Origin of the sequence: Streptomyces sp. NPDC059832 (genome assembly GCF_042731715.1) — a bacterium.
Lineage (GTDB): Bacteria > Actinomycetota > Actinomycetes > Streptomycetales > Streptomycetaceae > Streptomyces.
Genome location: NZ_JBHWIY010000019.1, coordinates 1 through 22899 on the forward strand (window position 1 = coordinate 1; position 22899 = coordinate 22899).

Below are 22899 nucleotides of genomic sequence, written 5' to 3' on the forward strand. Positions count from 1 at the left end.
AATAAAAACCGGGCCAGGCACCACGATGTCGGCAAGACGGTCAAACGCGCCGAATCGATCAAGGAACACCAAGCCCGCCGAGGATAAACGCCAAGCTCAGTCCACGTCGACGTTGTCGAAGAGGTCCAGCATCCTGCCGAGCACCCGTACGCAGGCCGTCACATCGGCGTCAGTCAGATCCCCGTCCACCTGGCGCAGCAGAAACTGCTCGCGGGTCAGTGCCGCGGTGATCGCCGCTCTGCCGCTTTCGGTCAGCCGGACCAGGGACGACCGCTGATGGGCCGGGTTGGGAATGGTCTCGACCAGTCGCCGGGCCGCGGCGTCGTTGACCATGCGCTGCACGAACTGCCGACTCAGCGCCTGTGCCCGGCCCATCTGCGGGACCGTCATGGGTCCGTGTTCACGCAGCAGATCCAGTACGGCACGCACGCCGACGGACAGGCCCTCGATCGGTGCGGCCTGTTCCACCTTGCGTTGCACACGCCGGTAGAGCGGGCCGACCAGGGCGAAGACCTCCGTGAGCCGGTGGGCCAGTTCCTCGGGTGCCAGGGGCGGAGCGTTGTCGGTCATACGGCCATGATGACACCTTGGTTGTCAATATGGGGAACAGATGGCACCTTGGTTGTCATGAATGCTGCCTCCGAGCTGAAATTCTTCGAAACCGACGACGGCCGCCTCGTGTACCGCGACACCGGGGAGGGTCCGCTGCTCGTGCTGCTGCACGGCGGATTCCTGGACCACGGGATGTGGGACGACCAGGTGCCGGAGCTCGCGCGGGATCACCGAGTGATCGTGCCGGACGCCCGCGGGCACGGCGGATCGTCCAACGCGAGCAGGCCCTTCCGGCACACGGACGACCTGGCCGCCCTGCTGCGCCATCTCGACGCCGGCCCCGCGGTCCTGGTCGGAGTGTCGATGGGCGGGGCCACCGCGCTCGACACCGCGCTCGAACACCCTGATCTGGTACGTGCGCTGGTCGTCAGCGGGGCGGGGACGAGTGAGCCCGAGTTCCACGACCCCTGGTCCCGGCAGGTCCTGGCCGAGCAGGCCCGCTCCCTGGCCGCCGGTGACATCGGGGGATGGGTCGACGCCTTCATGCTCTTCGCGGCGGGCCCGCACCGCACGCTGGACGACGTCGACGGCGCTGTGGTGCGACGCCTGCGCGCGATGGCCGAGCGGACGCTGGCCAAGCACACCGCGGACGAACCCGACCGGCTCGTGTCCGTCTCCGACACCTGGGCGCGGGCGGCGAAGATCGATGTCCCGGTGCTGGCCGTCGCGGGCGCCATCGATTCGGACGATCACCTCGCCATGAGCCGGCGCCTCGCGCGGACGGTCGCCGACGGGCGCGAGGCGATCGTCGAGGGGGCGGCGCACTATCCCCACATGGAACGGCCGGATGCCTTCGGCGAGATCCTCGGGGAATTCCTGACGGCCGTGTCCGCCCGGGAGGGCGGCGCCGTCTGACGGGTGGTCCCGGGGTTCAGCGCAGGGCGGCCACCGTGTCATCGGCCCCCGCGACTTCCTCCGACGGAGCGTCGTGGAGGCCGAGCCGCAGGTGCTCGACGTGGAAGAGGGCCTGGTCGAGGAGTTCGGCCACGTGGTTGTCGTACAGCGCGTAGATCACCGAGCGGCCCCGGCGCTCGCCGGAGACGAGGCCGAGGTTGCGCAGCAGCCTCAACTGGTGGGAGCAGGCGGACTGCTCCATGCCGACCGCCTCGGCGAGTTCCGTCGCGGGGCAGGGGCCCTCCTGGAGGCGGGCGAGAATGCGCAGCCGGGACGGGGTGGCGAGGGCCTGCAGGGTGGACGCCACCTCGGTGGCCCCCACCGTGTCGAGGCGCTCGCGCGCGGTGGCAGCAGTCTTCGCGTCAACTCCGTGGCCCATGTCCTCATCCTACGGAGATGCACATATGAATGCGTGTTCATGTGATCCTGTATGGTGCGGGAGTCGAACCACTCCGCCTTCTCGCGTGAAGGATCACCACCCCATGTCTTCCACCGTCACCCGCCCGGCCCCGTCCGCCGGCCCGGTCCGGGGCGCGGTCGCGGCCGAGCGGCGCACCCGGATCCTGGCTCTCCCGGAGGCCCGCTGGGCCGCGGCCGCGCTGGTGCTGTTCCTGGCCGCGCTGCCCCTGTACCTGCTCGGCGCCCCGTGGTGGACGTGGGGTCCGCTGTACGCGCTCACGTACCTCGCGGGCGGCTGGGAGCCGGGCCGGGAAGGCCTGAAGGCGCTCGGGGCGAAGACGCTGGACGTCGACCTGCTGATGGTCGTCGCGGCTCTCGGCGCGGCGGCGATCGGGCAGGTGCTGGACGGCGCGCTGCTGATCGTCATCTTCGCCACCTCGGGCGCTCTGGAGGCCTTCGCCACCGCGCGGACGGCCGACTCGGTACGCGGACTGCTCGACCTCGCACCCGCCACGGCCACCCGCCTCGGCCACGCGGGCGCCGAAGAGACCGTTCCCACCGAGGAGTTGAAGGCCGAGGACGTGATCCTGGTACGTCCCGGCGAGCGTGTCGGGGCCGACGGCCGGGTCCTCGACGGGGCGAGCGAGGTGGACCAGGCAACCATCACCGGCGAGCCGCTGCCGGTGCCCAAGGAGCCCGGCGACGAGGTCTTCGCGGGAACCCTGAACGGCACCGGGGCGCTACGGGTGGCGGTGGAGCGCGACCCGTCCGATTCGGTGATCGCCCGCATCGTCGCCATGGTCGAGGAGGCCTCCGGGACGAAGGCCCCCACCCAGTTGTTCATCGAGAAGGTCGAACAGCGGTACTCGATCGGCATGGTGGCCGCCACCGTCGCCCTGTTCGCCCTGCCCCTGGCCTTCGGCGCGGCACTTCAGCCCACACTGCTCCGGGCGATGACCTTCATGATCGTGGCATCGCCGTGCGCCGTGGTCCTGGCCACGATGCCGCCGCTGCTGTCCGCGATCACCAACGCCGGACGGCACGGGGTGCTCATCAAGTCCGCCGTGGTGATGGAGCGTCTCGGCCGGATCGACGCCGTGGCACTCGACAAGACCGGCACCCTGACCGAGGGCACCCCACGTGTCACCGACATCCGTCCGTTCGCCTCCTCGGACCTGACCGAGGACGCCCTGCTCACCCTGGCGGCGGCGGTCGAGCACCCCAGCGAACACCCCCTCGCACGCGCCGTCACCGAAGCCGCCCGGACACGCGGTCTCGCCCTGCCCCCGGCGGAGGACTTCGGTTCCGCCCCGGGCGTCGGCGTCACCGCCACCGTGGACGGCCAGGTGGTCGCCGTCGGCAGCCCGGCCCGCCTGCCGGCCGCCCGGACCGGCGCCGACGGAGCGGCCGCCGAGCTCTCCGCTCGGCTGGAGGAGGCCGGCCGTACCGTTGCGCTGGTGGTACGCGACGGCATGCCCGTCGGTGTCCTGGGCATCGCCGACCGGCTGCGCACCGATGCCCGGACCACCGTCGCCCGCCTCACCGAACTCACCGGCAGCACGCCGGTGCTGATCACCGGGGACAACCCGCGCGCCGCCGCCCGCCTGGGTGCCGAAGCCGGGATCGACGACATCCGGGCCGGACTGCTGCCGCGGGACAAGGTGGACGCGGTCAGGGAGCTGGAGAGTGCCGGGCGGAGGGTGCTCGTGGTCGGGGACGGCGTGAACGACGCCCCGGCACTGGCCGCGGCCCACACGGGCATCGCCATGGGCCGGGCCGGCTCCGACCTCGCCCTGGAGACCGCCGACGCCGTCGTCGTCCGCGACGAACTCGCCACCATTCCCACCGCCGTGGCGCTCTCGCGCCGGTGCCGCCGCCTCGTCGTGCAGAACCTGGTCATCGCGGCCGTCTTCATCACCGGCCTCGTCGTCTGGGACCTGGTCGGCACGCTGCCGCTCCCGCTGGGCGTCGCCGGGCACGAGGGCTCCACCGTCATCGTCGGCCTCAACGGCCTGCGCCTGCTGCGGGAAGCCGCCTGGACGCGCGCCGCCGGCCACCGCTGAACCTGCCGGCGGACGACCGGCTCAGCCCTCGTGGTCCTCTTCGGGCGGCAGGGCGCCTGCCCGCAGGAACCGCTCGCCGAGAACGCGGGCGGCTTCCCGCAGTTCGGGCGGCCCGACGATACGGAACGCCGCCCTGACCGCCATGAGCTGTTCGGCGTACCAGTCCGGTTCGTCCGTGGTGGCGACGAGGCGGGTGCGGTCCGGGTCCGCTTCCTCCAGGCGCCCCAGGCTGCGCGGCAGCCATTGAGCGACCTCGGCCACGGGGGCGTCGATGACGACCTCCACCTCGTACTTCCAGCCTTCGGAGAGGTGCTCCTCCAGCGTCCGTACCGGGTCGAGACCGGCCGCAGGCGCGAACGTCTCCCCGAGCACGTCGACGGTGGCGACCCGGTCCACCCGGAGGACGCGTCTGGCGTTCTTCGTGTGCGACCAGCACAGCAGATACCAGCGGGAACGACGCACGACGACGGCCCACGGATCGACCTCCATCGTCCGTTCCGCCCCCGGACCCGACCGGTATCCGAGCCGCAGCCGGCGGCCCGCGGCGCAGGACTGGACGAGCAGGGCCGTGGTCTCGGGGCTGGGGCTCGCGGCGCCGGAGTCCGGAACCGGTGCGCCCACTCTCCGGACGGCCTGGGCCGGCTCGGCGACCGGCTCCGGCAGCACGCGGATGATCTTGCCGAGCGCGCTCTCCACCGGGTCCTCGGCCGTGCCGGCCGCGTCCCGACGCCGCTCCAGCACGGCCATCACGAGCCCGAGGGCCTCTGCGGTGGTGAACATAAGGGGCGGAACCCGAAGACCTCGGCCGACGCGGTAGCCCCCGTAAGGGCCCCGCACGGACTCGACCGGGACACCGGCCTCCCGCAGGATGCCGACGTACCGGCGGGCCGCCCGTCCGGAGACGCCGAGCCGGTCCGCCAGCCGGTCGGCCGTGATGCCTGGGCCGTCCTGGATCAGCTCAAGAGCCAGGAGCGCCCGAGCGGTCGGGCTCGCGTCGTGCACCATCGGCAGATCAGTCCCCATTGCGGAAGTAGAACGTCCGCAATGGACCGTACTCTCCTCGCCATGAGTGAGAACAACGAGTCGGTCTTTCCGGAACCTCCGCTCGCGGGCGACGAAACCGCCACCCTGCTCGGTTCGCTGGAGCGCCAGCGCGCGACCCTGGCGTGGAAGTGCGGGGGATTGGACGCGGCCGGTCTGCGAGCGACGATCGGCACGTCGACGGTCTCCCTGGGCGGGCTGCTCAAGCACCTGGCCTGTGTCGAGGACACGCATTTCGCCCGGTTGCTGCTCGCGCGGAAACCGGGGGCTCCGTGGGACGCGGTGGACTGGGACGCCGATCCCGACTGGGAGTGGCGAACGGCCGCCGAGGACACCCCCGAGCAACTGACGGCGCTCTGGCGGGGCGCCGTGGAGCGCTCCCGCGCCGTGGTCGCCGAGGCGCTGGCGGACGGCGGCCCGGGGCACATCGGCCGGTACACCACGTCCAGCGGCGAGTCCCCGAGTCTGCGGCGCGTCCTGATCGACATGATCGAGGAGTACGCCCGCCACATCGGCCACGCCGACCTCATCCGGGAGTCGGTGGACGGTCTCGTGGGGGAGGACCCGCCGCGGTGACACCGCGTCCGCCGGACGGCCGCCACTGGTGCGGAGGGCGGGGCGCCACGGAACGGGAAACCCGGTGGGGGTATCGTCGGGCCCGGACCGCAGGACCCGTACGACCGAGCATTCGAGGCAGCCGTGGATCGCGGACGGACGCGCACACCGGGAGTGTCCCGGCTGCTCGTGCTGTGTGCCGTCCTGTGCGGACTGTTCCTCATGCACGGCGCACCGGCGAGCGCCGCGGAGGGCTGTCACGACGCGATGGCCGTGACCGCGCCCGTGTCCATGACCACGACTGCCGGTCACTTTGCCGTGCGGGGCGAGCACGACCCCGCTCGCGTTGCCGCCGCCAGGCCGGCGACGGACGGCGAGTCGTGCGTATTCACCCATGCCCGTGACCGGGTGCTGCCGCTGCTGATGGCGCTGGGTCTGGTGCTCCTGGCCGTTCGGGCGCTCGCCGGGCGCCGTACGGCCGTACGCGGACCGGCGCGGCGGGGACCGCCGTTCGCCGGCAGGGATCTGCTGCTCCAGGTGTGCATCGCGCGGACGTGACAGGAATCCGCCGGTCCACGGCCCTTTGGGGCCGGACCGGCCGGACGACCCTGCCCCTTTCGCGCGCCACGGACGTGGCGCGTCCACCTGGAGAGAATCCGTGATGTCCGCTTCCCTGTCCTCTGCTGCCCGCCGCCGCACAATCGCGGCCGCCGGCACCGTCGCCGCCCTCGCTCTGACGCTGGCGGCCTGCGGTTCCTCCGACGGCTCGAAGCCCGACGATTCGTCCATGCCCGGCATGAACCACGGCTCGCGCAGTGCCTCCGCACCGGCCACCCCCGGCGGTGCGTTCAACGATGCGGACGTGACGTTCGCGCAGCAGATGATCCCGCACCACCAGCAGGCCATCGAGATGGCGAAGCTGGCCGACGGCCGCGCCTTCGACCCCGAGATCAAGAAGCTGGCCACCGCGATCGAGAAGGCCCAGGACCCCGAGATCAACACGATGAAGGGCTGGCTGACTTCGTGGGGCAAGCCGCTGCCCGCGTCCTCGTCCCCGATGGGTGACATGCCCGGGATGGACCACGGCTCGGACGGTTCGGGAATGCCCGGAATGATGTCCGGCAAGGACATGGACGACCTGGCGGCGGCCAAGGGCAGGGACTTCGACAAGAGGTTCGCCCAGCTCATGATCGGCCACCACCAGGGCGCGGTCACCATGGCCGAGGACGAGCAGAAGAACGGCGACAACGCCGGCGCGAAGAAGCTCGCCGGCGCTGTCGTCACGGCTCAGACCGCCGAGATCGAGCAGATGAACAAGATCATCGACCGGCTCTGATCCCGGCAGGGGTGCGGGCCTCCCTCGCATGACGGTCCGGACGACGTCATGCGAAGGCCCGCACCCCTCGGGCCTCGCGTCCGGATCAGGCCGGGCTCGCGTGCTCCGGCGTCGCCAGCAGATCACCCACCTCCTGTGCGGTGGTCTCCCGGAGCTCCTCCGCGACCAGCAGCCACCGGGTGATGCCGACCGATTCGAGGAACGGCAGATCGTGACTGGCGATCAGCAGTGCGCCCTCGTAGGACTCCAGCGCACCGGTCAGCTGCCGCGCGCTGGCGATGTCGAGGTTGTTGGTCGGTTCGTCCATCATCAGCAGCTGCGGGGCCGGTGCGGCGAGCATCGTCGCCGCGAGGGCGGCACGGAAGCGTTCTCCGCCCGACAGCGTGCCCGCCGGCTGCTCCGCGCGCTTCCCCCGGAACAGGAAGCGCGCGAGCTGGGCACGGATGTGGTTGTCGGTGACCCCGGGCGCCATGCGGGCCACGTTCGCCGCGACGCTCAGCTCCTCGTCCAGCACGTCGAGCCGCTGCGGAAGGAACCGCGTCGGTACGAAGGTCCTGGCCTCGCCGGACAAGGGGGCCAGCTCACCGGTGATCGTGCGCAGCAGTGTCGTCTTCCCGGCGCCGTTGCGACCGACGAGGGCGATCCGCTCGGGTCCCTGCACCCGGAGACTGCCCTCGCGCAGCCTGCCGAACCGGGGGCGCAACTCGTGCAGGTTCAACACGCCGCGTCCGGCGGGCACCGCCGTGTGGGGAAGGCTCACGCGGATCTCGGCATCGTCGCGGAGCGCGTCCGCGGCCTCCTCCCGGCGTTCGCGCGCCTCGCCGAGCCGCTCCTCGTGGACGCCGCGAAGTCTGCCCGCCGACTCCTGCGCGGACCGCTTGCGGCGGCCGGCCAGGATCTTCGGGAGGCTCCCCTCGGCCTCGATCTTCCTGCCGTTCCTCTGGCGCCGGGCCAGCTTCACCCGGGTCTCCTCCAACTCGCGTTGCTGGCGCCGCACATCGGCCTCCGCGGCCCGCAACGTCCGTCCGGCGGCCTCCTGTTCGGTGGCCACGGCCTCCTGGTACGCGGACCAGCCACCGCCGTACCAGTTCACGGACCCGGCGCGCAGTTCGGCGATGCGGTCCACGCGCTCCAGCAGTTCGAGGTCATGGCTGACCACGACCAGTACGCCCGAGCGCCAGGAGTCGACGGCCTCGTAGAGCCTCCGGCGCGCGAACATGTCGAGGTTGTTGGTGGGCTCGTCCAGGAGGAGGACATCGGGACGCTCCAGCAGCAGCGCTGCCAGGCGCAGCAGGACGGTCTCCCCGCCGGACAACTGGCCGACGGTGCGGTCCAGTTCGACGCCGCCGAGTCCGAGTGAGCCCAGTGTCGCCAGGGCCCGCTCCTCCACGTCCCAGTCGTCGCCGATCGTCTCGAAGTGCTTCTCGTCGACATCGCCGGCCTCGATGGCGCGCAGCGCGTCACGCTGTTCGGCGATGCCCAGGGCCTGGTCCACCCGCAGTGTCGTGTCGAGGGTGATGTTCTGCGGAAGGTGGGCGAGACTGCCGCCCACGGTCACCGAACCCTGGGAGGGGCGCAGTCGACCGGCGAGCAGCCGCAGCAGTGTGGACTTGCCCGCGCCGTTGGTGCCGACGAGACCGATGCGGCCCCGGCCGATGCTGAGCGAGAGGCCGTCGAGGACCGTCGTGCCGTCCGGCCACCGGAAGGACAGGGCCGAGCAGGTGAGGGAGGCGTGGGGGGTGGTGGGTGTCGCCATGGTGTTCCTCGCATTCGCAAGCGCAGTGACGGGGGCTTCGTATGCGAGCACCACGCGGCGACCGAGCAGCGGAGAAAGGTGCGGCGTCCGGAAGACAGAGGGACGGCTCATGCACCGAGGTCGCATCCACGCGGGGTCACGGGCAGCACGGAGCACTGCTACAGCGTGACGGGCGTACGGGCTGTGCCGTACGGCGCGATGTTCGCGAACCTCAGATGCGCAACGTCCACCTCTATCGGAGACAACAGGACATCAAAACCATAACCACGGGGAGGAGCGATGGCAACGCCTCCCGGTTTCGGGTGGGGGCCTGGGCCTGGGCGTGGGCCTCGGACGACGACGCGTACGTCCTGTATGAGCGATCCAGGACAGTTGCCCTTTTGGGTGATAAGGGGGTGTTTGGTGCAATTACGACTTTCGAGCACAGGGCGATATGTACCTTTTGGGATTTCGTGGCGCGAGTCACGTTCGAGCCCTCGAATGTCCCACCGTGGAATTCGGTTCCCTTTCCCCGCAAGGAAAGCGAACCGTTCCATGTGAGGTGGATTACCCCGATTCCAATGAATCGATCTTGTAAGTGAATTGCGTTATGAAATCAGGGGCTTGTCCCTTTCGGTCCTTCTCGCCTACGGTCACCGTCAATCCGGACGGAACGCCGAATCCTGCCGCCGCCCGGTAATCCCATCCACTCGTGTACGGCAGGAGCGGGGGACCCAGGTAAGCCGCCGATCCGGTATCCGGAACGGCTCGGGGTGAAGTCGCATTCGTGTGCGGCCAGGCATCTCCAGCCCGAACCCGACAGCTCACCTCGCAGGCGACGGAGAGGAATCCATCATGACCTCAACGGGTACGTACCGTCGTCGCAGGACCACCTCGCTGACCAGGGGCTTCATCGCCCTGGGCACGGGTGCCGCCGTACTCATGCTTCCGCTGATCGGTGCCCACGCCGCCTCGGCGGCGCCGGCGCGGACCGCCAGTGCCGCACCGACCGCGGCGTACACGGACGATCTGGACGGCTGGATCAAGGAGTCGCTGGCTGTCATGGCCCAGCACGGCATCCCCGGCAGCTACAACGGAATCCATCGCAATGTCATGCGCGAGTCCTCCGGCAATCCCCTCGCCATCAACAGATGGGACTCGAACGCCGCCGCCGGAACGCCGTCCAAGGGCCTCCTCCAGATCATCGATCCGACGTTCCGGGCCTACCACGTGCCGGGCACGGCGATGGACAGCTACGACCCCGTCGCCAACATCACGGCAGCGTGCAACTACGCGGCCGCCAAGTACGGCTCCATCGACAACGTCTCCGGGGCCTACTGACATACGGAACCAACGGTCTCCGGGCCGTCGCCCCCGCGGTCACCCCAGCCGCGGGGGCGTCCGGTCGACATGGCGCAGGATCGTGCCGACGGTGACGCGGGACGGTGCGAGGCGCAGTGCCGTGTTGCGCAGCGCGACGGCCGTAGGCAGGGACAGCCGCTGACCCATCCGGCCGGCCTGGCGGTCGGCTCGGGCGACCGACTGGCCGCGCTCCGCGACGTGTGATCGTCGACGCGCCGGCGTCACTCCTGGGCGGGCTCCGCCGCCTGCTTCCGGGTGGGGCGGGGCGGCACGGGAACGGTGGCCGCCTCACCCTTCCGGACCGCCTGCACCACCGCATCGTGCAGACGACGGCTGTCCTCCTCCGAACAACACGGCACGGGACTGCCCGACATGGTGAACCAGTCGATCGCACCCGTGTACTGCACGGTCACCTGGGCCGAGTCATCCGCCCAAGTCGTGTGAACGGTCAGGTCCCCGGACAGGACACCGACCTCCTCCGTGAGCACGCCACCGTGCCCGGAGAACACACCGCAAGTCGTCCATGACGCCCAAGCCATGACTCCAGGCTGGCACCAAGACCGCGGATGCGCGACCTGCGGGCTCCACGCCCCGACCGCGCCCGCTCGTGCGGGACACCGCCCCGCCCTTCCGGATGCTGGATATGGGGGAAACTTTCCATCGGGCCGGGCTGCGGTTCCCGCACCCGCCGATCCCCGGACTATGACGCGTTGTTAACGCCAAATCGTCGGATCGGCCCCTCGGAACAACGAATTCCGAAGGTGAACACCTCTTGACCTGCGGAACACGTCAGGATTGCATGTCGCGCTGGGAGCGACGAAACCACTCACCACGTCCTCGTCTGGAGGCGATACCGCTCCCGTGCTCAGACACCGCACCTGTTGATCGGAACCGCACGATGACCGAAACGCTCAGCGCTCCCCAGGCGCTCGCCCCAGCGACCGGCCCCACCCCACAGAAGCTCAAGCGTTCCATCGGCGTCGTGGGCGGAACTCTGCTCACGCTCTCCTGCGTGACGCCCGCCTCGACCCTCTTCGTGGTCGTCCCGGACCTGTTCTCCAGCCTCGGCACGTACACCGCCCTCACGATCGCCATCGGCTCGCTGCTCTGCATCGCGGTCGCCTTCTGCTACTCGGAGCTGGGCACGCTCATTCCGAGTGCCGGAGGCGAGTACGCCATGGTGTCGACCATGGCGGGGCGGCTCGCCGGGTGGCTCGTCTTCGTGCTCTCGCTGCTGGTCGTGATGATCGTGCCACCGGTCATCGCCATGGGAACGGCCGACTACCTCGCACCCATCGTGCACATTCCGGCTCCCGTCGCGGGTGCCGGTGTCATGGTGCTCGCCACCCTCGCCGGCCTCCTCGACCTGCGCGCCAACGCGTGGATCACCGGAATCTTCCTCGTCCTCGAAGTGATCGCGGCAGGTGTCGTCGCCGTTCTCGGCTTCGCCCACTCCGAGCGCGGTGCGTCGGCGCTGGTGCACGGGTCGGTCGCCTCGCCGGGCGGCACGAGTTCGACCGTCACCGCGATGATGGTGGTCTCCGGTCTCGCGATCGCGCTCTTCATCACCCAGGGCTTCTCCACGGCGGTCTACCTCTCGGAGGAACTGGAGAACCCGCGGCGCAACGTGGCCCGCACCGTGCTCGCCACCCTCGCCATCTCCACGGCCGTCATCCTCGTCCCGGTCATCGCCATCACGCTGGGCGCCCCGGACCTGGAGGCCCTGACCTCGGGTGACCTCAACACCATGGTCGCCGCCTGGTCCAACTCGGCCGTCGGTACCTTCGTCAGCCTCTGCGTCGCCCTCGCGATCATCAACGCGGGCATCGTGATGGTCATCCAGAACTCGCGGGTGCTGTTCGCCTCCGCCCGTGACAAGGCATGGCCCGCGCCGATCAACCACGCCCTGTCCCGACTCGGCCGGTTCGGGTCCCCGTGGGTCGCGACCCTGGTCGTCGGCGTTCCCGGAGCGGCGCTCTGCTTCGTCAACCTCGACACCCTGTACGGAGTCACCGGCGTATCCGTCACCGCCATGTACCTGCTGGTCGCCGTCGCGGCCCTGCTCTGCCGCCGCGGGTCGCACCGCGAGGCGCCGGCCTGGCGCATGCCGCTGTGGCCCGCGATCCCCGTGCTGCTGATCGCCGTGCTGGCGTACATCCTGACCCAGCAGGAGACCGAGTACCTGCTGTGGACCGGCGGGATCACCGCGGTCGCCACGCTCTACTGGGCGCTCTACCTGCGACCCCGCCGGGAGACCCGCTGGCTGGTCAGCATTCCGGAGGACGCGCAGTCCTGACCCGGACGTGTTCCGTGCGGTGCCCGGCCCGTCGGTGGAGATCATCCGCCGGCGGGCCGCTCCCGTGCCGTCCGTCACGCCCCGGTGCGGGGAGCCCGGATCCGGCCATCCGGGGCCCGTCACCGGACCCGATCGCCCGACCGGGCGCGGTGTCGGCCCGGCGACGGGCGGACACACCCCTGATTCCCTCACAGTGGGGTGAGGGCGTCGTCGGAACACGGGGAGTCGTGGCGGGATGAGTGTCGAGCGGGTCGGAGTCGTCGTTCACCAGGGCCGGCCCGAGGCCGTCGTCGCGGCGGACGTCGTACGCGATTGGTGTGCCCGCGAAGGCATCCCGTGCACGGACATCGACGTGTGGCGCGACGACGAACGCAGGCGCGGCGGGCGCGAGGAGGCCGATGTCGCGGGCAACCCCGATCTCATCGTGACGCTCGGCGGTGACGGGACATTCCTGCGCGGCGCCAGGATCGCCGCCAAGAACGACGGCGCCGTCCTCGGGATCGACCTGGGCCGCGTCGGCTTCCTCACCGAGGTGCCGGTCGGCGACGTGGTCCGGGCGCTCGACGCCGTCCACCGGGGCCGGGCGGAGGTCGAGGAGCGCATGACCCTGACCATGCGGGCCTCCCGCGTACTCGAAGTGCCCCCGGACATCGATGCCCTGATGGGGTACGGGCGGCGCCCCATGCTGCCGCCTCCCCAGGTCGCCCTGGACGAGGAGGCCGCGGCGGAGGGCTGGGGCGTGGCGCTGGACGTCACCGCGCTCAACGACGTCGTCGTGGAGAAGCTCGCCCGCGACCGGCAGGTGAGCCTCGGCGTCTACATCGGTGGCCGCCTCCTCGCCTCGTACTCGGCCGACGCGGTCATCATGGCCACGCCCACCGGCTCGACCGCCTACAGCTTCGCCGCAGGCGGTCCGGTGGTCTCACCGCGCATGGACGCCGTCCTCTTCACGCCCGTGGCGGCGCACATGACCTTCGACCGCACCGTGGTCGCCGCGGCCGACGAACCGATCGCCGTACGGGTCCTGCCGCACTCGGGCCAGGGCGCGGTGACCATCGACGGGCAGCTGCGCGGCGTGCTGGACGCCGGGGACTGGCTCGGGGCGTACGCGGCACCGCGCCGTCTGCGGGTCATCAGGCTCGGCCCGCACGACTTCTACGGGCGGCTGCGCACGCGCCTGCGCCTCACGGACGCGCCGGCCACGGCGGCCGACGGGGAGAGCGCGCCGCTCTTCCGACCGGACGGACCGGTCCCGCACGACCTGGCCCATCTCCATCTCTCCCCGGCGGACAGGGACGGGGCGGCCGGTCTCTGACCACGCCGGATTCCACCCGCTTCCCGCCGGGGAACCGGGGCCACGAGGCAGAAGTGCCGTACGACAAAGGAGTTCCCATGCCCAGCAGTGCCGATCTCCCCGCCTTCACCACCGTGACGGTTCCCGACACCGAACTGGCCTCGGCCGCGACCCAGTTGGTGCGTGACACGACCGACGACCTGATCTACCACCACTCCCGCCGCGTCTACCTCTTCGGCGGGCTCCAGGGACACAACGGCGGGCTGAGCTTCGACCCGGAGCTGCTCTACGTCGCAGCCATGTTCCACGATCTCGGGCTCAACGAGGAATTCCGCGGCAGCGGGCGCCGGTTCGAGGTGGACAGCGCCGACGAGGCACGGCGATTCCTGCAGAGCCGCGGTGTGCCCGAGGACAGCATCCGTCGCGTCTGGACGGCCATCGCACTCCACACGACGCCGGGAATCCCGTCGTTCATGGAGCCCGAGGTCGCACTGGTGACGGCCGGTGTGGAGTACGACGTACTGGGCATCGGGTACGACGACATCAGCGAAGCGGACCGTGCGGCGATCGTCGCCCTCCACCCCCGCCCCGACTTCAAGCGGCGCATCCTCAGGGCCTTCACCGAAGGCATCGAACCCAAGCCGGACACCACGTTCGGCAATGTGAAAGCCGATGTCCTGGAGCGTTACGCACCCGGGTTCGAGCGTGGCAACTTCGTGGACACCATCCTGGATTCCGCCTGGCCGGAGTGACGCGGACGAGCAGCCCCCATGACCTGGTGGAGACGGCGCCCGTCGATATAGTTGGCGCCTGCAGGAAAGTGACCGTGCAGAGGGGGCCGGTGCGGGACCAGCGAGCTCGGCCGCAGCGTCATCGCGCTCTTCGCACGGCTCACCATTCCGGTCACCGTTCCGGCCAAGTGGGCGTGCGCCCACCGCCGATGGCGCCGACGGGCACCTCGGTGACGCGGGCGGTCCGGCCGTCGAACGGCTCCGCACTCTCCGCCCGCCTCCTCCGCCACCCACGGAAAGGCCATGCGATGCCGGCCGTCCTCGTCCTGTTGCTCTCCGGAACCTGGCTGCTCTCCGGCGCCCTGGTCACCGGGACCGATCCGCTGATCGTCGCCGTGGGCCGAACCGCTGTGTGCTGCGCGGTGCTCACCGCCGTCGCCGCCTCCACCGCCGACGGCCGGGCCGACCTGCGCCGGGCCGCCGCCAGGCCGGGCACCGTATGGCTGCTGGGCCTGCTCGGATTCGCCGGGTACGCGGCAGGGACCCTCCTCGCCATCCCGCGCATCGGAACCTCGCTCACCAATCTCGTCGTCGCGCTGATGCCGTGCGCCTCGGTGGCGGTCGGCGCGATGTTCTTCGGCGAACGGTCCGGGCCGCGCAAGGTGGCGGGGGCGGCACTCGCCTGCGCGGCGGCGGCCGGATACGCGGCGCTCGGTGCGGACGCGGGCGATGCGGACGGGATGGGGCTGCTGCTGGTGGCCGCGGCGACCGTGGCCTTCGCCGTGTACGGGTTCCTGTACCGGAAGCGGCTGTCGGGGCTGCCACCGCTCGCCGTGCTGCCCGTGCTGCTCGCCGCCGCCACCTGTCTGCTGCTCCCGATGGCCCTGCCCGCGCTGATCGCCCATCCGCCGACACCCGCCGCGACCGGCGGCACAGTGGTGCTGGGCGCAGCCGTCTACGCGCCGGCCTACCTGGTGCAGCACCGGCTCATCCTGCTGCGCGGGCCGGTCTTCACGGCCGCCGTGCAACTGGCCGTTCCCTTCACCGTGCGGCTGGGCGACTGGGCGCTGGACACCGCGCCCGCGCCCTCTCCCGCAGAGCTGCTGCTCCTCGCTGTGTGCTGCGGGGGCATCGCGCTCGTCACCGTCCAGCCGCAGGCCCGACTCGCCGCCGCCGAATGACCGCGGGACAGTCGGGGCCGAAGCGGCTCAGGCCCCGGCCTGATCCCCGACCGTCGTCGCGCCGACCACCAGCGTGCACGGGTGGGCGTGCATCCCGGGAGCGTCGCGCCCGTCGGCCACCTGGGCCGCCGCGGCGGCGCCCAGCGCGGCCAACCCCATGTCGACGGTGGTGAGATGGCGGGTGCGCTGGCCGCTGATCACGTACTCCCAGTTGTCCACGCCGACCAGTGCGACATCGTCCGGGACCCGCCTTCCCGACTCCAGCAGGACCGACTCCACGCCGAGCGCGATCTGGTCGTTGCCGCAGAAGACGGCGTCGAACCGGGTGCCGGAATCGACCAGGCGGCGACAGGCGGTGACCCCCCAGGCCCGGCTCCAGTCGCCCCGGAGCGTGCCGGTCGCGGGGGAGAGCCCGGCCTCGGCGAGCGAAGACAGCAGCCCCTGCTCACGTCCCGTCGTGGCGGTGTCGGCCGCCTCGCCGGTGATGTGCGCGATGCGTCGCCTGCCCAGCGACAGCAGGTGCTCGCCCGCCAGCCGGCCGGCCATCCGGCTGTCGGGGACGTAGCAGGAGTCGCCCTCCAGGTCGGTGAGCCCGAACGCGTAGGCGACCGGAACGGAGAACTCGGCCGTGACGGACCGCATTTCGGACCGGAGGTCGTCGCCGAGCACCAGCAGTCCGTCGACGCGCCGGGCCTGCAGCCTGCGGACGCTGTCGGCCATCGAGTCCGGGTCGAAACTCGTGTCGTAGAGGAGGCAGGCCTGTTCCCGGCTGCCGAGGTGGGTGAACGCCCCGACCAATACCGGCTCGGTGAAGGCTCCCCGGGCATTTTGGGCGAGAATGCCGATCGTGCGGCTCCGCCCCAAGGCGAAGGACTGCGCCAGGGCGTTGGGGCGGAAGTCCAGCCTGCGCGCCGCCTCGGCTATGCGTGATCGCGTCGCCGTCGAGACCCGGCCGCCGCCGTTCAACGCCCTCGACGCCGTGGAGAGCGAAACTCCGGCGACCGCCGCGACATCGCTCAGTGTGACCCTGCCTCGTTCCGACATGGCATCAGCCTATCCATGATGCGCAACTGCTTGTGCGATTACGTCGGTTACTGTGCGAACCCTTGACAGGGTCTGTTTGCGAGACCAGTCTGTGCCGCGTTTGAGCAAGCGGTTGCGCAACGGCCCGGAGCCGCATCGGGCTCAGTCCGTCCACGTTCTCCGCAGAGATCCCGCGCAGCACCCCCGCGCCCGATGATCAGGGAGTTTCACGCCATGCGACATCGACCACGCAGACGCCTGTCCCGCGCGGCGGTGGCCTTCTCCACGCTGCTGGGCCTGCTGGCCTTCGGCCCGGCCGCCGCCTCCGCAGAGAGAGCCGGAGCCACCGCCACGCGCACCGACGAATCGGCAACCGCCGTGTTCGGGAAGACACTTGAGGCCCAGGGCGCCACCATCGACGCGTCTCCCGGCAGCGACGAGGCGAGCGCCAACGTCAAGACGTACGGCGACCGCGACTGCTGGGAGATCGGCCCCGGCCGCCCCAGCCAGTACCTGTACGTCACCGTGGACGCCCGCCTCAAGCACGAGGGGGCGAACCACGCGGCCGTCGACATCGACTACTTCGACGCGCCCGGAGCCAAGTTCGCGCTGGTCTACGATGCGGGCGCGAATCCGTGGAGCACCTCACGGATCGTGAAGACCACCGGCACCAACACCTGGAAGACCGCGCACTTCTACATCCCCGACGGGGCGTTCGCCGGCGGGCAGTACGGCCGGGACATGCGCATCGCCTCCTGGGCACAGGACATGGGATCCAGCGAGAAACCGGTCTGCTTCGCCCGCTACGCCTTCGCCCCGTCCCCGGTCGACACCGATGACGTAAAGATCGACGTGACCACCCCGGGCAACCTCTTCGACCCGGGCGCGCGGGCTACCTTCGGGGTCCTCTCCGCCCGCGACCGCACCGTGCCCTGGAGCGTCCGCGACTACCGGGGCCGCACCGTGCGGCAGGGCGCCGCAGCCATCGACCCGGCCACCCGGGAAGGCGCCGTCGATGCCGGTGAACTCCCGCTCGGCTACTACACATTGACGCTTCGGGGGACCGCCGCGGACGGTGCCCCGGTCGCCCGTGCGGCCGGCTTCGCGGTGCAGCACCCCGGCCCCGACCCGAAGCGCACCACCGACTCCTTCTTCGGCATCAACCACCACCACCGCTCCGCCCCCGGCGACGCCTGGGACGACAGCACCAGGCTCGCCGCCCGTGCCGGTGCCGACGCACTGCGCGTCGACTCCGTCTACTGGAGCAGCATCGAGCACCCCAAGGGCGAGTACCAATGGCCCGAGGCCAGCGAACGCGTCACCGCGGACTTCGGCGCACGCGGCCAGAAAGGCCTGATGCCGCTGGGCTTCGGCAACTCCGACTACGGCAACATCCCGAGCACCGACGAGGCGTACCAGGCATTCGGGAAGTACGCCGGACAGGTCGCGGAGAAGGCCGGCGGCCGGATCGAGTCGCTGGAGGTCTGGAACGAGTACTACGGCGGCTTCTCCAACGGCGTGTGCTCGCAGAGCGCGAAGTGCTACGCCAAGATGCTGGCCGCCGCGTACTCGGGGGTCAAGGCCGCCGACCCGAAGGTCACCGTGGTCGGCGCCTCGTCGTTCAAGGTGCCCCTGGACTGGTTCGAGGAGCTTTTCAAGCTCGGCGGGCTCAAGCACATGGACGCGATCTCCGTCCACCCCTACCGCGCCCCGGGCGACCCCGAGGGCGTCGAGCTCGACATCGCGGGCCTCAAGCGGCTGATGCGCCAGTACAACGACGGCAGGGAACTCCCGATCTGGATCACCGAGCAGGGCTGGACCTCCGCCGACCGGGACGGCATCGGAGTCAGCGAGCAGACCCAGGCACAGGCCACCGCACGCGCCCTGCTGGAGGCCAAGGCCGCAGGCGTCGCCCGCTACTACTGGTACGACCTGATCAACGACGGCAACGGGCCGAGCAACGGGGAACACAACTTCGGCCTGCTGCGCAAGACGGGCCCGGAGGCCAACGGGCTCAATCCGAAGCCCGCCTACCTCGCCTACTCCACCGTTGCCCGCGAACTGACCGAAGCGGCGTTCACCGGACGGCTGCGCACCGGCGACAGCGACCTGCACGCGTACACATTCAGGTCCGCGTCCGGCTCGCCCGGTGGCGGCTCGGTCACCACGGCCCTGTGGAGCAGTGACCGCACCGGCAAACCGGTCCGGGTGCGGACCGGAAAGCCGGTCACCGTGGTGGACATGCTCGGCTCGGAGCGGGTGCTGGAGCCGGTGAACGGCTGGGTGCACCTCACGGCCACCGGCGCCCCGGTCTATCTGCGGTCCGCGGTCGACAAGGTGGAGGAGTCACCGCTGCTTTCGCTGTCCGCACCGAAGGACATCGCGGCGGGCGCGGACGTTCCGGTGACCGCCACACTCGACAACCGTGCCACGGGCCACGGCGAGGGGGCATCGACACACAGGCGCACCGCGGTCTTCGAGATCGAGGGCCGGCGGGTCACCGTCTCGGCGGCGCCCGGCCGACGGGCCGGCGCCGTGCTGAAGGTCCCGGCGGGTGACACGCCCGGCAGCCGTGGCCTGGCCGCGGCGGTCACCCTTGACGGGAAGCGGGCCGGCGCGGTCGCGACCGGCACGGAGGTGGCGACGGAGCCGGTGACGGTCGACGTGTCCCCGGAGATGTCGGTGAAGGGCGCCGCCCGCACCGACCGGCTGGCGGTGAGCGTCACCAACCACTCGCCGGACGCGCCGGTCCGGGTGACCGGGATCGACTGGTCCTTCGGCGACCGCAGCGGAACCATCGCGGGCCGTCGCGCAGGAGACGGCGGTGCGGTCCCGCCGCTCGCCACCCGCACCTTCCGCGCCGCCGTCGACGGAGCCTCCCCCTACGCCGTCCAGCCCGTCGGGGTGACCGCGAGATTCGCGGACGGACGCACCGCACACGACAGCGACTCCTTCGGCTTCAGCCCGATCGCCAGGGCCACCCCGCACCTGGTGGACGGCAAGCTCACCGGTCTGGGGAACGCCCCGAAGGTGGACCTCTCCGAAGTCGGCTCGTACAACGGCATCGAACCCTCCGTCGCCGACGGTGACATGTGGGCGACCTGGGACGACAAGAACCTCTACGTATCCGCGGTCGTCCGGGAGAAGAACCACCGGGCGGCGCAGAAGGTGGCCTGGCTGCCCGCCGGCGACAGCATCGGCATCGGGGTCCAGCCGGGCAAACCCGGTGAGGGGCTGGGGAGTTGGGGCGCCGATTGGTACATGCTCTACGCAGGTGACACCGTGACGGAGGGGCCGGGTGTCTTCGTCGAATCCCTGCCGAAGGACTACCCGGTGGGATCCGTGGAAGGTGCCGATGTCCGGGTGGCCCGCGACGAGGAGGCCGGGACGACGACCTACCTGGTCGCCGTGCCGTGGAATCGGATCGCCCCGCTGTCGCCCGAGGACCCCTCGTTCTCGCTGACCCTGACCGTCAACAAGAACGACGGTGTGCAACGGGACAACTACCGCTCGCTCGGTCTGGACGGATGGCAGACCTGGGGCGACGGGCTCAACAACTGGAAGCTGGTGCGCTACCAGCAGGTACAGCTGACCCGCTGACCTGCCCCGGCCGGTGGGCGCCGCGGCCTGCGACGCCCACCGGCCGTCGTTCCCGACCACCGGCACGTCGAATCAACAGCGAGAGGGCGAAACCACCATGACCAACACCTCCATCGGCACGGGCGATGCGGCCGGCTCCCGGCGCCGCGACCGGGCACGCCCACGACGGCGCTCACCCTTTGCCCGCGTGCCGGCTCTCGCTCTCGCGCCGGCCCTCGCACTGACCCTGATCGTGGCCCTCCCCCCGTCCGCCCCCGCCGCGACGCACACCCTGTCGGTCACCTCGCCGAGCCTGATCTTCCAACGGGGCCAGGGCGCCGTGGAGTTCGGCTCCTCGGCGGCCTCGGTCTCCTGGACGGTCACCGATGAGCAGGGCACCCGGGTGCGCGGCGGCACCAGCTGGCTCTCCGGCGGTAAGGCCACGATCCCCGTCGCCGACCTCGCCCCCGGCTACTTCGAACTCGCCCTGCACGCGGGCTCCTCCACCGACCCGACCGACCTGCGCACCTCGTTCGCCGTCATCGAACCGGTGCCGGACAGTGTGATCGCCCCGGCCTCGCCGTTCGGCGCCGCCGTGCACATCGGACGCGCCGGCTGGGGCCTCGATGTGCTGGACGAGGCACGGAAGACAGGCATCGCGCACATCCGCGAGGACGCCTGGTGGGACCGGTTCGAGACCGCGAAGGGCAGTTACACCTTCCCGGCCGTCTTCGCCACCGAAATGGCCCGCGCCCGCGCGCTGGGCATCACCCCGCTGATCATCGCGAACGGCGCCAACGCCCTGTACGACAAAGGTCGTACGCCGAGCAGCCCCGAAGGTATCGCGGCCTTCGGGAAGTTTGCCGCGGCGGTGCTGAAACAGTACGACCAGAGCAACGTCGAGGTGCTCAACGAGTACAACGGCGGCACCTTCAACAACAGCGCCTGCGGGACGAGCGCCGCCTGCTACCTGGAGGTGCTCAAAGGGGTCCACCAGGCCGTGAAGGCCGCGGACCCGGGCGCCTCGGTCGTCGGCCCGGCCACCATCGGCATCGGCAACTGCGTGCGCGCAGACGGCACCAAGTGCTTCGCACCGGACCTGATCGACCGCGGTGGACTGAAGGCGATGGACGCCTACAGTGTCCACCCCTACCACTACCCGGGCGGACCGGAGTGGCTGGGCAGCTCCGGCGACACCATCGCCGGCCTGCGGCAGCGGATCCGCGCAGCCAACGACGGCAAGGACAAGCCGATCATTCTCAGCGAGATGGGCTGGCCCACCGACACCGGTCACGGCACCACCGAGCGCCAGCAGGCCGACAACCTGATCCGGCTCTACGCCATCGGCCTGGGCAATGGTGTGACCCGGGTCTACTGGTACGACCTGGTCGACGACGGCAGCGACCCCGCCAACAAGGAACAGAACTTCGGCATGCTGCGGCAGCCCGTGACCGCCACCACCGCGAACCCGGTCTCGGTCACCGCCAACGCGCCCAAACCGGCCGCGGTCGCCCAGGCCGTGGTGGCCCGGATGCTCGGCGGCAAGACGTACGAGGGGAACGACGGCCTGACCGCACCGGCCTACTCCGTCCGCTTCACCGGCGGCGGCACGACCCGCGTGGTGTGGGCCACCACCGCCCGCAACCTCACGGTGTCGGCGACCGGCCCGGTCGCTCTGGTCGACTCCTGGGGCCGACGCTCCGTCAGGCAGCCGACGGACGGCCGCTTCACTCTGGAGGCCGGTCCGTCACCGGTGTTCGTCGAGGGCCCTGTCACCGGCGTCGCAGCGGCAACGCCGTAGCGAGGCCGGTCGGAAAACGGGTGGACGGGCGAGTGCCGGGCACGCTGTGATGGCCGGTACTCGCCCGCCGTACGGAGCGGGCCGGAGGCAGGGGCCGGTTCTTGACCGTCGAGCGACCGGTGGACGTCCGCCCCGCTATCGATACCGCACTCGTCGAACGCCTGGTCGATACCCAGTTCCCCCAGTGGGCGGAACTGCCGCTGAAGCTGCTCGACCCGGCCGGCTCGGACCATGTGATCCACCGGCTCGGCGAGGAACTGTCCGTCCGGCTGCCCCGCCATTCGGGGGCCGCCGGGCAGGCCCGGAAGGAATCCGAGTGGCTGCCCCGCCTCGCCCCGGGCCTGCCGCTGGCCGTCCCGGTGCCGATGGGGGTGGGGGAGCCGGACTTCGGCTACCCGTGGCCCTGGGCGGTGTCCCGCTGGCTGGACGGCGAGGTGGCGACCGTCGAGGGCCTGGCGGACTCGGCGGACGCCGCCGTCGAGCTGGCGGGGTTCCTGGCGGCCCTGCAGCGCGCCGCGCCCGGTGAGGACCACGAGGGCCTGACCGTGCGGTCACTGGCCGACCGGGACCACGCGACGCGGGCCGCCATCGCGGAGGTCGACGGCACGTTCGACGCGGCGGCCATGACCGGGCTGTGGGACGCGGCGCTCGGGGCGCCCGGATGGGCCCGCCCCCCGGTCTGGTTCCACGGCGACCTGCACACCGGCAATCTGCTGACCACCGCAGGCCGCCTCAGCGCGGTCATCGACTTCGGCGAACTCGGCATCGGCGACCCGGCCTGCGATCTGACCATCGCGTTCACCCTGATGTCCGCCGACAGCCGGGCGGTCTTCCGCGAGGCGCTGGGCGTGGACGAGGCCACCTGGACCAGGGGGCGGGGCTGGGCGCTGGCCACCGGCCTGAACGCCTACACCTCGTACGCCGCAGGCAACCCCCGGGTGGCCAGCCCAGGCTGTGACGCTCAAGCCGTGCTCGCCAGTCAATCCCGGCGACCGGG

The 22899-nt window shown here is 71.0% G+C and carries 20 protein-coding genes and 1 riboswitch; of the genes, 13 read left to right on the plus strand and 7 right to left on the minus strand.

Annotated elements, in window-relative coordinates; all coding sequences use genetic code 11:
- Positions 1-96: 96 nt before the first annotated feature.
- Positions 97-570, minus strand: a complete 474-nt coding sequence (locus ACFV8T_RS28445) for a MarR family winged helix-turn-helix transcriptional regulator (protein ID WP_385332863.1) — start codon at positions 568-570, stop codon at positions 97-99.
- Positions 571-627: 57 nt separating this feature from the next.
- On the opposite strand from ACFV8T_RS28445, the gene ACFV8T_RS28450 reads away from it, so the two are divergent.
- Positions 628-1467: an alpha/beta fold hydrolase gene (locus tag ACFV8T_RS28450; protein ID WP_385332866.1), complete on the plus strand. Its 840-nt coding sequence runs from the start codon at positions 628-630 to the stop codon at positions 1465-1467.
- 16 nt (positions 1468-1483) lie between these two features.
- Here the strand turns inward: ACFV8T_RS28450 and ACFV8T_RS28455 are convergent, their stop codons facing one another.
- Positions 1484-1885 carry an ArsR/SmtB family transcription factor gene (locus ACFV8T_RS28455; RefSeq protein ID WP_385332869.1) on the minus strand — a complete coding sequence of 134 codons (402 nt, stop codon included), beginning with the start codon at positions 1883-1885 and terminating at the stop codon, positions 1484-1486.
- A gap of 103 nt (positions 1886-1988) precedes the next feature.
- On the opposite strand from ACFV8T_RS28455, the gene ACFV8T_RS28460 reads away from it, so the two are divergent.
- The gene (locus ACFV8T_RS28460; protein ID WP_385332872.1) at positions 1989-3968 is read left to right on the plus strand and encodes a heavy metal translocating P-type ATPase; all 1980 of its coding nucleotides are present in this window, start codon (positions 1989-1991) and stop codon (positions 3966-3968) included.
- Between the two features lie 21 nt (positions 3969-3989).
- On the opposite strand, the gene ACFV8T_RS28465 is transcribed toward ACFV8T_RS28460, so the two are convergent.
- On the minus strand, positions 3990-4973 hold the full coding sequence (locus ACFV8T_RS28465; RefSeq protein ID WP_385333126.1) for a helix-turn-helix transcriptional regulator: 984 nt from the start codon (positions 4971-4973) through the stop codon (positions 3990-3992).
- A 60-nt stretch (positions 4974-5033) separates the two neighbouring features.
- Here ACFV8T_RS28465 and ACFV8T_RS28470 point away from each other — a divergent pair, with 60 nt between their 5' ends.
- The 3 genes from ACFV8T_RS28470 to ACFV8T_RS28480 all read left to right on the plus strand — a co-directional run bounded on the left by ACFV8T_RS28470 (position 5034) and on the right by ACFV8T_RS28480 (position 6900).
- On the plus strand, positions 5034-5585 hold the full coding sequence (locus ACFV8T_RS28470; protein ID WP_385332875.1) for a DinB family protein: 552 nt from the start codon (positions 5034-5036) through the stop codon (positions 5583-5585).
- A gap of 153 nt (positions 5586-5738) precedes the next feature.
- Positions 5739-6122, plus strand: a complete 384-nt coding sequence (locus tag ACFV8T_RS28475; protein ID WP_385332878.1) for a hypothetical protein — start codon at positions 5739-5741, stop codon at positions 6120-6122.
- A 103-nt stretch (positions 6123-6225) separates the two neighbouring features.
- Positions 6226-6900: a DUF305 domain-containing protein gene (locus ACFV8T_RS28480; protein WP_385332881.1), complete on the plus strand. Its 675-nt coding sequence runs from the start codon at positions 6226-6228 to the stop codon at positions 6898-6900.
- An 85-nt stretch (positions 6901-6985) separates the two neighbouring features.
- Here ACFV8T_RS28480 and ACFV8T_RS28485 read toward each other — a convergent pair whose 3' ends face one another.
- The gene (locus ACFV8T_RS28485) at positions 6986-8656 is read right to left on the minus strand and encodes an ATP-binding cassette domain-containing protein (RefSeq protein WP_385332884.1); all 1671 of its coding nucleotides are present in this window, start codon (positions 8654-8656) and stop codon (positions 6986-6988) included.
- Between the two features lie 643 nt (positions 8657-9299).
- A riboswitch (cyclic di-AMP (ydaO/yuaA leader) is annotated at positions 9300-9486 on the plus strand.
- Positions 9487-9490: 4 nt separating this feature from the next.
- Here ACFV8T_RS28485 and ACFV8T_RS28490 point away from each other — a divergent pair.
- Positions 9491-9976, plus strand: a complete 486-nt coding sequence (locus tag ACFV8T_RS28490; protein WP_385332887.1) for a transglycosylase SLT domain-containing protein — start codon at positions 9491-9493, stop codon at positions 9974-9976.
- 39 nt (positions 9977-10015) lie between these two features.
- On the opposite strand, the gene ACFV8T_RS28495 is transcribed toward ACFV8T_RS28490, so the two are convergent.
- Both ACFV8T_RS28495 and ACFV8T_RS28500 read right to left on the minus strand, forming a co-directional pair.
- On the minus strand, positions 10016-10222 hold the full coding sequence (locus ACFV8T_RS28495; protein WP_385332890.1) for a hypothetical protein: 207 nt from the start codon (positions 10220-10222) through the stop codon (positions 10016-10018).
- Entirely contained in the window at positions 10219-10536 is a 318-nt protein-coding gene (locus tag ACFV8T_RS28500) for a hypothetical protein (protein WP_385332893.1), read from the minus strand. The genes ACFV8T_RS28495 and ACFV8T_RS28500 overlap by 4 nt, the downstream gene beginning before the upstream one ends.
- A 359-nt stretch (positions 10537-10895) precedes the next feature.
- On the opposite strand from ACFV8T_RS28500, the gene ACFV8T_RS28505 reads away from it, so the two are divergent.
- The 4 genes from ACFV8T_RS28505 (at position 10896) to ACFV8T_RS28520 (ending at position 15499) form a co-directional block, all read left to right on the plus strand.
- The gene (locus tag ACFV8T_RS28505; protein WP_385332896.1) at positions 10896-12293 is read left to right on the plus strand and encodes an APC family permease; all 1398 of its coding nucleotides are present in this window, start codon (positions 10896-10898) and stop codon (positions 12291-12293) included.
- 235 nt (positions 12294-12528) lie between these two features.
- Positions 12529-13608 (plus strand): NAD(+)/NADH kinase, encoded by a 1080-nt coding sequence (locus ACFV8T_RS28510; protein WP_385332899.1) that lies wholly within the window; start codon positions 12529-12531, stop codon positions 13606-13608.
- Between the two features lie 77 nt (positions 13609-13685).
- Complete coding sequence (locus ACFV8T_RS28515) at positions 13686-14339, plus strand: HD domain-containing protein (protein WP_385332902.1); 654 nt, start codon at positions 13686-13688, stop codon at positions 14337-14339.
- Between the two features lie 287 nt (positions 14340-14626).
- Positions 14627-15499 (plus strand): EamA family transporter, encoded by an 873-nt coding sequence (locus ACFV8T_RS28520; protein WP_385332905.1) that lies wholly within the window; start codon positions 14627-14629, stop codon positions 15497-15499.
- 27 nt (positions 15500-15526) lie between these two features.
- On the opposite strand, the gene ACFV8T_RS28525 is transcribed toward ACFV8T_RS28520, so the two are convergent.
- The gene (locus ACFV8T_RS28525; protein ID WP_385332908.1) at positions 15527-16543 is read right to left on the minus strand and encodes a LacI family DNA-binding transcriptional regulator; all 1017 of its coding nucleotides are present in this window, start codon (positions 16541-16543) and stop codon (positions 15527-15529) included.
- A gap of 213 nt (positions 16544-16756) precedes the next feature.
- Here ACFV8T_RS28525 and ACFV8T_RS28530 point away from each other — a divergent pair, with 213 nt between their 5' ends.
- The 3 genes from ACFV8T_RS28530 to ACFV8T_RS28540 all read left to right on the plus strand — a co-directional run.
- Positions 16757-20122 (plus strand): glycosyl hydrolase, encoded by a 3366-nt coding sequence (locus ACFV8T_RS28530; RefSeq protein WP_385332910.1) that lies wholly within the window; start codon positions 16757-16759, stop codon positions 20120-20122.
- A 97-nt stretch (positions 20123-20219) separates the two neighbouring features.
- Positions 20220-21902, plus strand: coding sequence for a hypothetical protein (locus ACFV8T_RS28535; protein WP_385332912.1), 1683 nt, complete (start codon positions 20220-20222; stop codon positions 21900-21902).
- A 101-nt stretch (positions 21903-22003) separates the two neighbouring features.
- Positions 22004-22899 (plus strand): aminoglycoside phosphotransferase family protein (locus ACFV8T_RS28540; RefSeq protein WP_385332914.1); only part of this gene is annotated, 896 nt, incomplete at its 3' end.

What these genes read in the sequence shown, in the direction of transcription:
- ACFV8T_RS28445 (WP_385332863.1), bottom strand. Translation starts at nt 570, where the DNA reads ATGACCGACAACGCTCCGCCCCTGGCACCCGAGGAACTGGCCCACCGG.
- ACFV8T_RS28450 (WP_385332866.1), top strand. Translation starts at nt 628, where the DNA reads ATGAATGCTGCCTCCGAGCTGAAATTCTTCGAAACCGACGACGGCCGC.
- ACFV8T_RS28455 (WP_385332869.1), bottom strand. Translation starts at nt 1,885, where the DNA reads ATGGGCCACGGAGTTGACGCGAAGACTGCTGCCACCGCGCGCGAGCGC.
- ACFV8T_RS28460 (WP_385332872.1), top strand. Translation starts at nt 1,989, where the DNA reads ATGTCTTCCACCGTCACCCGCCCGGCCCCGTCCGCCGGCCCGGTCCGG.
- ACFV8T_RS28465 (WP_385333126.1), bottom strand. Translation starts at nt 4,973, where the DNA reads ATGGTGCACGACGCGAGCCCGACCGCTCGGGCGCTCCTGGCTCTTGAG.
- ACFV8T_RS28470 (WP_385332875.1), top strand. Translation starts at nt 5,034, where the DNA reads ATGAGTGAGAACAACGAGTCGGTCTTTCCGGAACCTCCGCTCGCGGGC.
- ACFV8T_RS28480 (WP_385332881.1), top strand. Translation starts at nt 6,226, where the DNA reads ATGTCCGCTTCCCTGTCCTCTGCTGCCCGCCGCCGCACAATCGCGGCC.
- ACFV8T_RS28485 (WP_385332884.1), bottom strand. Translation starts at nt 8,656, where the DNA reads ATGGCGACACCCACCACCCCCCACGCCTCCCTCACCTGCTCGGCCCTG.
- ACFV8T_RS28490 (WP_385332887.1), top strand. Translation starts at nt 9,491, where the DNA reads ATGACCTCAACGGGTACGTACCGTCGTCGCAGGACCACCTCGCTGACC.
- ACFV8T_RS28500 (WP_385332893.1), bottom strand. Translation starts at nt 10,536, where the DNA reads ATGGCTTGGGCGTCATGGACGACTTGCGGTGTGTTCTCCGGGCACGGT.
- ACFV8T_RS28505 (WP_385332896.1), top strand. Translation starts at nt 10,896, where the DNA reads ATGACCGAAACGCTCAGCGCTCCCCAGGCGCTCGCCCCAGCGACCGGC.
- ACFV8T_RS28510 (WP_385332899.1), top strand. Translation starts at nt 12,529, where the DNA reads ATGAGTGTCGAGCGGGTCGGAGTCGTCGTTCACCAGGGCCGGCCCGAG.
- ACFV8T_RS28515 (WP_385332902.1), top strand. Translation starts at nt 13,686, where the DNA reads ATGCCCAGCAGTGCCGATCTCCCCGCCTTCACCACCGTGACGGTTCCC.
- ACFV8T_RS28520 (WP_385332905.1), top strand. Translation starts at nt 14,627, where the DNA reads ATGCCGGCCGTCCTCGTCCTGTTGCTCTCCGGAACCTGGCTGCTCTCC.
- ACFV8T_RS28525 (WP_385332908.1), bottom strand. Translation starts at nt 16,543, where the DNA reads ATGTCGGAACGAGGCAGGGTCACACTGAGCGATGTCGCGGCGGTCGCC.
- ACFV8T_RS28530 (WP_385332910.1), top strand. Translation starts at nt 16,757, where the DNA reads ATGCGACATCGACCACGCAGACGCCTGTCCCGCGCGGCGGTGGCCTTC.
- ACFV8T_RS28535 (WP_385332912.1), top strand. Translation starts at nt 20,220, where the DNA reads ATGACCAACACCTCCATCGGCACGGGCGATGCGGCCGGCTCCCGGCGC.